At 60.6% G+C, this 9,822-nt stretch carries 8 protein-coding genes; 5 read left to right on the forward strand and 3 right to left on the reverse strand.

Annotated elements, in window-relative coordinates:
* Positions 1–206 precede the first annotated feature (206 nt).
* Both rpoD and RR842_RS09305 read left to right on the forward strand, forming a co-directional pair.
* Positions 207–1,433: an RNA polymerase sigma factor RpoD gene (rpoD, locus tag RR842_RS09300; protein ID WP_332713375.1), complete on the forward strand. Its 1,227-nt coding sequence runs from the start codon at positions 207–209 to the stop codon at positions 1,431–1,433.
* Positions 1,434–1,441: 8 nt separating this feature from the next.
* Complete coding sequence (locus RR842_RS09305) at positions 1,442–3,778, forward strand: class I SAM-dependent methyltransferase (protein WP_332729561.1); 2,337 nt, start codon at positions 1,442–1,444, stop codon at positions 3,776–3,778.
* A 184-nt stretch (positions 3,779–3,962) separates the two neighbouring features.
* On the opposite strand, the gene RR842_RS09310 is transcribed toward RR842_RS09305, so the two are convergent.
* The 3 genes from RR842_RS09310 to RR842_RS09320 form a co-directional block, all read right to left on the reverse strand.
* Entirely contained in the window at positions 3,963–4,505 is a 543-nt protein-coding gene (locus RR842_RS09310) for a hypothetical protein (protein ID WP_332521801.1), read from the reverse strand.
* A 228-nt stretch (positions 4,506–4,733) separates the two neighbouring features.
* Positions 4,734–5,090: a 4Fe-4S dicluster domain-containing protein gene (locus tag RR842_RS09315; RefSeq protein ID WP_332514878.1), complete on the reverse strand. Its 357-nt coding sequence runs from the start codon at positions 5,088–5,090 to the stop codon at positions 4,734–4,736.
* The gene (locus RR842_RS09320; RefSeq protein ID WP_332514880.1) at positions 5,090–7,468 is read right to left on the reverse strand and encodes a molybdopterin-dependent oxidoreductase; all 2,379 of its coding nucleotides are present in this window, start codon (positions 7,466–7,468) and stop codon (positions 5,090–5,092) included. The genes RR842_RS09315 and RR842_RS09320 overlap by 1 nt, the downstream gene beginning before the upstream one ends.
* 320 nt (positions 7,469–7,788) lie before the next feature.
* Between RR842_RS09320 and RR842_RS09325 the strand changes: the two genes are divergently transcribed.
* The 3 genes from RR842_RS09325 (at position 7,789) to RR842_RS09335 (ending at position 9,670) form a co-directional block, all read left to right on the forward strand.
* Positions 7,789–8,790 carry a permease gene (locus RR842_RS09325; protein WP_332514147.1) on the forward strand — a complete coding sequence of 334 codons (1,002 nt, stop codon included), beginning with the start codon at positions 7,789–7,791 and terminating at the stop codon, positions 8,788–8,790.
* A gap of 83 nt (positions 8,791–8,873) precedes the next feature.
* On the forward strand, positions 8,874–9,257 hold the full coding sequence (locus RR842_RS09330) for a thioredoxin family protein (protein ID WP_332725104.1): 384 nt from the start codon (positions 8,874–8,876) through the stop codon (positions 9,255–9,257).
* A gap of 146 nt (positions 9,258–9,403) precedes the next feature.
* Positions 9,404–9,670 (forward strand): metalloregulator ArsR/SmtB family transcription factor, encoded by a 267-nt coding sequence (locus tag RR842_RS09335; protein WP_332514144.1) that lies wholly within the window; start codon positions 9,404–9,406, stop codon positions 9,668–9,670.
* Positions 9,671–9,822: the final 152 nt, after the last annotated feature.

Genomic DNA, 9,822 nt, shown 5'->3' on the forward strand with positions numbered 1-9,822 from the left:
GTGCGAAAAGAGCCTCGACCCCGACCCCTGACGGGTTCCGTTTACGGATGTGCGGCCGGATGTGGCCGGATGTGCAGCCTCCGTGCAGCCTCCGTCGAAAACATATTCGCGCTCTCTGTATTTTATGCTATAGTGTACGGCTGTATCTTTGCGCTCGGCGCGCGCCGCTGCATGTCCGAGCGTAACTTGCTGGAAAGGAAGATCACGTGGCCCAAGCCCCTAAGAATCAAGCTGCTGAGAACGAGGACGAACTAACCGCGAAAGCCCCGATCGATACCGAAGAGATACTGGACGACGACGAGGTGGACGTCGAGCCCGACGTAAGCACCGCCGAATCGCTCGACGAGGAAAAGCTCGAGTCCAGCCTGGAAGACGAAGACGAGGATCTGCTCGAGGGCATTCCCGAAGACGAGCTCAAAGCTACCGTCGACATACAGCTGCCTAAAGTGAGCGCCAAGAGCAAGGCGCGTGCGGTGCGCAAGCGCAACGCCGATGCGGGCGTGACCATGCTCACCGGCGACCCGGTGCGCATGTATCTCAAGGAGATCGGTAAGGTCCCGTTGCTTACTGCGGCGGAAGAGATCGACCTCGCCATGAAAATAGAAGCTGGCGTTGCCGCAACCGAAGAACTCGACCATGCCGAGGACGAGGGCATCGAGCTTGAGCGCCGCGAGAAGCGCCGCCTTGGCCGTATCGAGCAGGTGGGCTTGGACGCCAAGCAGCAACTCATCGAGGCGAACCTGCGTCTGGTCGTGTCTATCGCCAAGCGCTACGTGGGCCGTGGCATGCTCTTCTTGGACCTCATCCAGGAAGGCAACCTGGGCCTGATCCGTGCGGTGGAGAAGTTCGACTACACGAAGGGCTTCAAATTCTCCACGTACGCCACTTGGTGGATTCGCCAGGCCATCACTCGCGCCATTGCCGACCAGGCCCGCACCATCCGCATTCCCGTGCATATGGTGGAGACCATCAACAAGCTGGTGCGCATCCAGCGCCAGCTGCTGCAGGTGCTGGGCCGTGAGCCGTCGCCTGAGGAGATCGGCAAGGAAATGGGCCTGCCGGCCGAACGCGTCCGCGAGATCCAGAAGATATCGCAGGAACCCGTGTCGCTCGAAACGCCCATCGGCGAGGAAGAGGATTCCCAGCTGGGAGACTTCATCGAGGACGATGCTGCCGTAGTGCCGCCCGATGCTGCGTCTTTCAGTATGCTGCAGGAGCAGTTGTCGAAGGTGCTCGACGGGCTGGCCGAGCGCGAGCGCAAGGTCATCAGCCTGCGCTTTGGCTTGGAGGACGGGCATCCGCGTACGCTGGAAGAGGTCGGACGCGAGTTCGGCGTCACGCGCGAGAGAATCCGTCAGATCGAGAGCAAGACGCTTGCGAAGCTGCGCCATCCTTCGCGTTCGTCGAAGCTTAAAGACTACTTGGAAGACTAGGGTTTCCGTTGGAAAAATTCGAACTGTTCGCAAGCTGCCTCTCCGGTTTGGAGGGGCAGCTTGCTGAAGAACTGAAAGAGCTCGGCTGCAAACGCGTGCGTCCCCTTGGCGGGGGCGTCGCCTTCTTCTCCGATGTCCGCGGTGCACTGAGGGCGTGTCTGTGGTCGCGGCTCGCCTCGCGCATCATGCTGGTGGTGGGACGCGTGGATGCGCCCGATGCCGATGCCCTGTACGAGGGGGTCCGCGCGCTGCCGTGGGAGGAGGTGCTGGCAGACGGAGCGAGCATGGCCGTGCAGGCACACGGCGGTAACGCCGAGCTGCGGAACAGCCGGTTCACCGCGTTGAAGGTGAAAGACGCGGTATGCGACCGTTTGCGCGAGGTGTGCGGCCAGCGTCCCGATGTGGATGCGGCGTCCCCTGATGCGCAGATCGATGTGCGTATACGCGAAGCGCGTGCCACGATCTCGTTGGATCTGACGGGCTCGTCGCTGTACCACCGCACTTACCTAGCTCCCGACGACGGCGCTGACGCTCCGTTGGAGTGCGCCCTGGCCGCTGGCGTGCTGGCGTTGGCTGGCTGGAAGGCTGCTGCGTCGGCGGGTTCGGCGTGTTTCGATCCCGCCTGTGGCGACGGGGCGATCGTGGTGGAAGCTGCGAGCGTGGCGAGCGACCTGGCCCCTGGGCTTGCGCGCGACTGTTGGGGCTTCTACGGCTGGGCGCTGCACGATGAGGACGCATGGGGTGTGCTGTTGGACGAGGCAGACGATCGGTTTGCATGCGGCTTGGCCATGCTTATCGGCTCCGGAGCAGCCGAAGGCCCCGCCTCGGCACCGCCCGACCTGGGCATCGTGCGTATTGCCGGAGCCTCTGTCTCCTCGCCCGCCATCGCGCGAGCGCGTGGGCGTGCCAAGCGCGCAGGCTTGCGGCAGGCGGTGAGCATCGAGCTTGCCGGTGCGGAAGGTGCTGCGGAGATCGTTGGGCGCGTGAGTGAGGCGGCCGAGCGCGCGTTGGGGTATGTGCACGCCTCTCAAGCAGACGACGGGCAAGAGGTTCCCGAGCGTGCTGCCGCGACCTGTCTGGTAGCCTGCGTGCCTCCGATCCATGCGGATGCTGGCGCCCAGGCTCAGGCCGAGGCTGCCGCCTTCGTGGCGGCGGCTCAGGCTGCGCCTGCGCAGTCCTTGTTCATAGCGGCGGGGGTCGAAGGAGTTGCGGCGCGTTTCGGTGCGGCTCCAAAGGCGCGTGCGGCGCTCGGCCAGGATCGCGTGGCCGTCGAGGCGCAGCTGTTCGACCGTCCTCCGGTTGCGTCCGCCGTCGTCATAGTGCCGGACTCGGCGGGGGGTGCGGAGCATCGCGTCGAGGTATTCGAACAGGCATCCGAGCAGTTCGCCGCCCGCTTGCGCAAGGTAGCCAAGGAGCGCCGCAAATGGGCGAAGCGCGAAGGCGTTACCAACTATCGCGTGTACGATGCCGATCTGCTTGATTACGCTGTCGCTATCGACGTGTACACCGGTGCGGGAGCGGCCGAGGGTAATACGTACCTACACATCGCCGAGTATGCGCCGCCGTCCTCGGTCGATCAAGCCAAGGCAGAGCGCCGTTTTAATGATGTCCTTACGCTGGCACCGGTGGTCTTAGGCGTACGTCCTGACCACGTATTCTCCAAAACGCGCCGGCGCGACAAGGGCGGCAGCCAGTACCGCGATGCCGGATGGCGCAACTACGTCACTTGCGTGCAGGAGGACGGTTACCTGCTTGAAGCCGACCTGTCTGGCTATTTGGACACGGGCTTGTTCTTGGACCACCGCCTGACGCGCGAGTTGATTGGCGCGAAGGCGGTTGGCAAGCGCTTCTTGAATCTGTTCGCGTACACGGGCACTGCCTCCGTGCATGCGGCAGGCGGAGGGGCGACGTCCACCTGCACGGTGGACCTGTCACAAACCTATCTTGACTGGGCTGAGCGCAACATGGCCGAAAACGGCTTCACCGGTGCTGATCACCTGTTCGAGCGTGGCGACGTGATGGCATGGGTCACCGAGTGCCGCCGCACGCCGCGCCGTTTCGATCTGGTGTTCGTAGACCCGCCTACGTTCTCGAACTCGAAGGCGATGGGGAAGCGCACTTGGGACGTGCAGCGCGACCATGTTGAGCTGCTTATCGGGGTGACGCGCCTGCTCGATGCAGAGGGCGAGGCCGTGTTCTCGTGCAACCTGCGCAACTTCAAGCCGGATGTCGACGCCCTCGCGAAGTACGGCGTGGTCATCGAGGACATCTCGGAGAAGACCATCCCCCACGACTTCGAGCGCAACCCCAAGATCCATAAATGCTACCTGGTGAGACGGAGGTAAAGAGTTTCAGGTGATTTACGGAAGGCTGCCCCTTACTTTACATGGGCTGGACTCTTTCTGCCCGCGGGCTCGCAAGCGCTACGAGCAGGACAGGGTGCTTATCTATGAGGAATCCTGACGCTATTGAATGCATTGTGTTGATGGTGCCGCTCTGTGATGCGGTAGCCGACCGTATTGAGGTGATCTAGCTCCTCTCGCTTGGCGTCGGTTCCCGGTCGGCTTCCCACTCTTCCAAGACGACCGCTCCGCAGTAGTAGTAGATGCCGTAGATACCGGCGAAGTCGTAGCCGACGCAGGTGAAGGAACCTCCGAGGGAAGTGACGAACTGGGCGGCCTGCGCGTTGAACGCACCTTGCTTGAACACGTAGAAGCTCGCGATGCTGTCGCGGCTGCCGGTGGGTGCCAGGAACAGGCCCGTGCCGAACTGGACGGGCACACCGTCGCTTTTCAGGCGCAAGTTCTCGATAGCTAGCTGGGGTGCAAAGCGGGGAAGCCAGCTCTTGTGCTTGAGCGCAGCCCATTCGGCCCAAGCAGGGGTGAACTTTTGCGCATCGTCGGAGTAGAGCGCGTTGAAGAAGTCCTGGTAGGATGTCGCTCCGTCAAGGTACGGCGTGAATTCGGGCAACACCCGATTGCCTGCAGAGACGAACAACAGCAGCCGATCGAGCACGATACGCGAGGTAAACGGCGCCTGTTCGATACTTGCTTTCAGCGATTGGTAGTCCATGGGGTGCTCCTTCTCGGCAGGGCTGTCTTGTTGTGGGAGGGGGAGTGCGCAGGGGGCGGGTTGCAGCATCGCCCCCTGCGAGGTCGGGTTATACTTTCGGCGTTTCGATCGGCGTTTCGATCGGCGTTTCGATCGGCGTTTCGATCGGGGGTCGAACGGGGAGCACGCCCGTCTCGCCCCGGTGAGGATGCAAGCGGGCGACGTGCGCTGCTTGTCTCGCGCTATCGCTTACACGCGGGGCGGCACCCAGAGGTACTGCTGCGGCTTGGCGTCCAACTTCTTCGCGAGTTCGTCCACCGGGCCGAACTCCATGCACTTGGCCTGGCAGTGGAACACGCAGGAGGGGAGCTTGCCCTTTTCCTGGCGGTCTGCGCAGAGGTCGCAGATCTTCGTGAACGCGGGGATGAAGTCGTAGACGTAGTTGTCCGTCTCGATGCCCTCGGCATCCTTTACCGGCCACGGGCCGTTCTGCATGACCTTCACGCCCCACTGCTCGAGCGGTAGCTCGTGTTCGGACTGGCAGGCCACCTCGCACGAGTAGCAACCCGTGCAGTACTGGTAATCGACGAGAATTCCGTTTGCCATTACAACTCCTCTTCCTTGCAACGGTACACCTTGCAGAGCGTGCACTTCAAATCGGCACCGAATCCGGTGGTGCCGGGCTTGTTGGCTAGCAGTTGGTTGATGTTGGACTGGCGTAATCCGTACAGGTTCGGCTCGGCGCCGTCCTGCTCGGGGAACCACCAGCCGTGTTGCGCGGCGACCTCCTTCTCATGCACTTCGAACGTCAGGCGCGCACGCTGGCGGCAGCGGCCGCGATGGTTCTCGATCCATACCCAGTCGCCCTCGGAGATGTTCAGGTTCTTTGCCGTGCGTGGGTGGATCTGCACCCACGGATCGGGCGTGAGCTGGCGCAGATAGGGGATCTGGCGATGTTCGGAGTGGAAGAACGATGTGGTGCGCGCGCCCGTGATCATGATGAGCGGGTACTCCTCGTAGAGGTCGGGTGTGGCGACGGGGCCGATGCCGGGCTCTTCGATGTAGGGTAGCGGGTCATAGCCGAACTTTTCGAACAGCGTGGAGTAGAATTCGATGCGGCCGGTGGGCGTGTTGAAGCCGGGCTGGCCGTCGGGGCGCATGAGACCCTTCTCGTACTTCTTGTACACGTACTTCTGGTAGACCGGGCCGTATTCCATGAGCTCCTGGAACGTGAAGCCGGAGGGCTTTACAATCTCGTCGTACACCTCGTCCTCAGTTGCCCATGGCCACGTGTGCTGCTTGCCTTCGGGGCGGCCAATGGCCTGGTTGAACTCGTCGTCGTTGTCGAAGTACTGGGCGAGTTCGCGGTTAATCTCACAGTCCGACTTCGCCTCGCCTTCGGCGGCGCAGCCGCCTGTGATGGCGGACAAGAAGTAGTAATGGGCACGCACGGAGTGCTTCTCGGCCCACGTCTGTACCGGCATGACGATGTCGGCGCACGACTGGATGGTCGGTGTCATAAAGACGTCAACGGCGGCGATAAATTCAGGCTTCTTCATGGCCTTATACCAACGCTCGGTCTCGCAGCTCATGCAGGCGATGCCATTGGATGTTTGAATCCACACGCCCTTCACTTTGTCGGCTTCCATGTATTCGAGGCACATGTCGGGCATGGCCTGGGTGAGGCCGTAGCGGTACATTGGAAATTCTTTCCAGCCCACGCGCTTCTTCTGCATCTCCTCGTTGATGAGGTCGTAGATGCCCCAGGCGCCGGCTGAGGGTTGGTCGACACCCATGGGTGAGGCGGTGTAACACATGCCGCCGGGCACATCGAGATTGCCGGTGATGGTCCAGAGCGCGGCGATAGCGGCGGCACAGGGCGTGCCCTGACTTTGCATGTCGACGGCGAGGCCCCACACGACGTTCGCGGGCTTGGACGTGGCGAACAGGCGCGCAGCCGCCACGATCTTCTCCTCGGGAATCCATGTCATCTCGGCAACTTGGGCTAGGGAAAGTTCGCGGGCGCGCTCGGCAAGCTCGTCGAAGCCGTAGGTCCACTTGTCCACGAAGTCTTGGTCGTAAAGGCCCTCGTCCACGATGACCTTGATCATACCGAGCGCCAGCGCCGTGTCGGTGCCGGGACGCAGTTGCAGGTGGATGTCGGCGTGCGCGGCCAGCCAGGTGACCCGCGGTTCTACGGAGATAAGCTTGCAGCCCAGCTTCATAGCGTCGGTGACCCAGTGGCCCATAAAGAAGTCGGGGTTGGAGATGGTGGGGTTGCAGCCCCAGACGATGGTGCACTCGGGGCATACCCACTCGGGGTCGTCGTAGCGTAGCGCCGAGAACTGCGAGAAGTCGGCGATGAGCATGCCGCCGTAGGTCATAATCATGAGCGACAGGCGGGGCAGGTAGCACGCGGTACCGGACAGGAAGCCGTATTCGTTGGGGCTGCCGAATGTGTTTGCCATACGGCCGACCTGCCACTGGTTGTCACGCGCGGTGCCGCGCAGCGCGTGGATGGAATCGCCGCCGTACGTCATGGAAATGCGGCGGAACTCCTTATAGCAGGTTTCCAGGGCCTCGTCCCAGGTGATGCGCTCCCACTTGTTCTCGCCGCGCTCGCCGGCGCGCTTCATGGGGTGCAGGATGCGGTCGGGGTGGAATTCCACCTGTTTGAACGCCAGGCAGCGCGGGCACAGCGCGCCGCGGTTGTACGGGTCGTCCGGGTCGCCCTCGCACTTGATGAACTTGCCGGTCTCCTTGTCGGAGTACACTAGCACGCCGCATCCCTCGTGGCAGCCCGGTGCCGACCACACGGAGGTACGCGTGACGGTCATGCCGTCTTCCTCGTACTGCCATGCCCCCGGATGCTTCCAACGCGAATCCACTTCCTGCGTCTTTCCGGCACCAAAGTTGAACTGGTTCTCCTCTTTTGAAGTGCCGATGTCGTCACGGTCCTTTTCCGCGACTGCATTCTCTACCATGCGCAACTCCTCTCGCTTACACGGGCCTGTCGGGTGTCTGCCCCAAGCGGCCCGCCCCCTCTAGGGTTGTAAGCGAGTAAAGCATGCGGATAGTATGACCCCATCGCGTAATAAGTATGCAGATTGCGAATCAGTACGTTGGTATGAGGTGGTGACCGGGGGAAATATAAAGCAAGCAAAAGGCGATTGCTGACGGTGACGTTTTCGCATGTGAACGATCTGCTTGCGTCAGCAGTCAATCTGCCTAGAATACATTGACAACTATCAATGTATTGATATACTCCATAAACATTGATATACATCTATATGGGGAGAGGTAGATGGAAGCACTGGGAACGTTTGTTATGGACCAGCTGTTAAAGATGGTGTGGCTGTCTGACTTGGTGACGGCGGCGCTTGTGGCCTTAGGCGTGGATGTCTCGTCGAGGCTGGGTGGCAGCCTCCAGTTCTTTCTATATGACACGGCGAAAATAGTCCTACTTTTGTGTGTGATGATCTTCGTCATCAGCTACGTACAGAGCTTTTTTCCGCCGGAGCGTTCGCGTCGTATTCTCGGGCGGTTTCGCGGCATAAGCGGAAACATCGTGGGGGCGCTATTGGGTACGGTCACTCCATTTTGCAGTTGCTCGTCTATTCCGTTGTTTATCGGTTTCACTCGTGCGGGCCTGCCTTTGGGCGTGACGTTCTCGTTCCTTATATCCTCACCGATGGTCGACTTGGGTTCGCTCGTGCTTATCATGAGCATATTCGGGCCTTCCGTCGCGGTCGTTTACACGGTTGTAGGGCTGGCTATCGCCATTGTGGGCGGTGCTGTTATCCAGCGGCTTAAGATGGACGACCAGCTTGCCGACTTCGTACGCGGAGACACCTCCGACACTGAACTGCTGGCTTTGAGTATTCGCGAGCGCCTTGCCTATGCCCGCCGGGAGACGACCTTGACGTTTAAGAAAGTCTTTCCCTACATTGTCGTGGGCGTTGCGATAGGCGCGCTCATCCACAACTGGATACCGCAAGAGCTGGTTGAAGGCATTCTCGGCAGCGGAAACCCGTTTGCGGTCATACTTGCGACGCTGGTGGGGGCACCCATCTACGCCGATACGTTCGGAGCCATCCCTATTGCGGAGGCCCTGTACCTCAAAGGTGTCGGGCTGGGCACGGTACTTGCGTTCATGATGAGCGTCACGACGCTTTCCCTACCCTCGCTCACCATGCTCGCTCGCGTCATTAAGCCTAAACTCATGGCTACGTTCGTGGGAATCTGTCTGGCGGGTATGATCCTTAGCGGCTACGCGTTCAACGCGCTGCAACCGCTGTTCGCGTGATCGAAAAGCCTGGGCGAGGCGGGTGGCCGCAATCCCTGCTAGCAAGGGGCTGATTGTTTATTGTCGAGAGAAAGGGTTGTTGTATGTCGAAGGGAATGCTCCGTAACTTGTTCGGGAAGAAAGAAGGAGTCGAGCAGATAGAGAGCGAGCGCTCCGAGAATCCGGCGATCGCTTCGCCATGCGAGTGCGGGGGAGCGTGTGACGGATCACACGAGAGGAAAGCGCAGGTGTTCAAAAGGGCTGAAATCGAGGTCTTCGGCCCCGGGTGTAGAAAATGCCACGAGCTTTATGCCAATGCACTCGAGGCGGTCAAAGCCTCGGGAGAGTCGATCGAGGTGGGATATATCACCGATATGGAGCAGATAGCCAGAGCCGGCATCATGACTACTCCCGCCCTTGTTGTGAGGGAGCGTGTTGTGTCTTCGGGTAAAGTGCTCTCGGTCTCAGAAATTGTGAACTTGCTCTAGTTGGTCGGCTTGGCAGGGTGGCAAGAGGCTCGATGGCCGCCCGCGAGAAGCGAGGGACTGAAGCTCTGCCAGCCTTGCCAAGCCGAAAGGTTTCTCGCGCTTGTCGCAAGCAAACTGGTAGAATGCGATTTGCGGAGAGGAGTCGCATGGAATTGCAGAAAAAGGCATTGCTGTTCAAAGCCTTGTCGGACGAAAACCGGCTGCGCATCGTGGAAATGGTTGCAGCTGCAGAGGAGATCTGTGCCTGCAAGATACTTGACGAGCTAGACATCACGCAGCCGACACTCTCGCATCACATGAAGGTGCTCTGCAACTGCGGACTGGTCGCCTGCCGAAAAGAAGGCAAGTGGATGCATTATCGCTTAGACCAAAAAACCCTCAACGCGATCAAGGGTTTTATCGCCGGTCTGTAGAGGCGCTTTTCGGTAGAAGTTTTCCGCTCGGAAGCATATTTGCTCGATAGCCGCTGCTTGAGGGGCGCTCTTGCTGCCGGATGTCACCCTTCTATGAAATAGCATATGAGGTTGATAATCTGGGGGAAGAAGGCCATGACGAAGGCAGCTCG

Origin of the sequence: Gordonibacter sp., assembly GCF_036667095.1 — a bacterium.
Lineage (GTDB): Bacteria > Actinomycetota > Coriobacteriia > Coriobacteriales > Eggerthellaceae > Gordonibacter.

Bases quoted from the DNA above. Each gene is read 5' to 3' on its own strand.
- RR842_RS09310 (WP_332521801.1), bottom strand. From the start codon at position 4,505: ATGGACTACCAATCGCTGAAAGCAAGTATCGAACAGGCGCCGTTTACC.
- RR842_RS09315 (WP_332514878.1), bottom strand. From the start codon at position 5,090: ATGGCAAACGGAATTCTCGTCGATTACCAGTACTGCACGGGTTGCTAC.
- RR842_RS09320 (WP_332514880.1), bottom strand. From the start codon at position 7,468: ATGGTAGAGAATGCAGTCGCGGAAAAGGACCGTGACGACATCGGCACT.
- RR842_RS09325 (WP_332514147.1), top strand. From the start codon at position 7,789: ATGGAAGCACTGGGAACGTTTGTTATGGACCAGCTGTTAAAGATGGTG.
- RR842_RS09330 (WP_332725104.1), top strand. From the start codon at position 8,874: ATGTCGAAGGGAATGCTCCGTAACTTGTTCGGGAAGAAAGAAGGAGTC.
- RR842_RS09335 (WP_332514144.1), top strand. From the start codon at position 9,404: ATGGAATTGCAGAAAAAGGCATTGCTGTTCAAAGCCTTGTCGGACGAA.